Source organism: Streptomyces calidiresistens, assembly GCF_014141525.1.
GTDB lineage: Bacteria > Actinomycetota > Actinomycetes > Streptomycetales > Streptomycetaceae > Streptomyces > Streptomyces calidiresistens.
The window spans coordinates 1-382 of the sequence record NZ_VKHS01001632.1; the positions used below are offsets into that span (position 1 = coordinate 1).

Annotated in this window: 1 pseudogene; it reads left to right on the forward strand. The window is 82.5% G+C overall.

Annotated elements, in window-relative coordinates:
* Positions 1 to 382: pseudogene (locus FOE67_RS28595) on the forward strand (hypothetical protein); the annotation flags it as partial.

Genomic DNA, 382 nt, shown 5'->3' on the forward strand with positions numbered 1-382 from the left:
GCAGAGGGGTATCCGGACCGGTACGCCGGGCACCCCGGGGAGGCGCCCCGGCGGTACGACCCGCCGGCGGTCTCCGGCCCCGTGCCCCCCGCCGGGCCCGAGGGCCCCGACGGGGAGGCCGGCCTGCCCGCCTCCTCCGAGATCTGGGACCTGGAGGCCGAGCCGGAGCCCGGCGGCCCCGACATCCCGGGGTTCGCCGGACCGTACCCGGCCCCGGGCCGCGGCGTCCCGCACGCCGACCCCCACACCGGGCCGTACGCCGACCCCTACGCGGACCCCGGGGCGCACGGCGGACCCTTCCCCGCCACCTGGGACTTCGAGGGCGGCGCCCCCGACCACGGCCGGCCGGCACCCGCCGGCGACCCCTCCCACCACCGGGGCC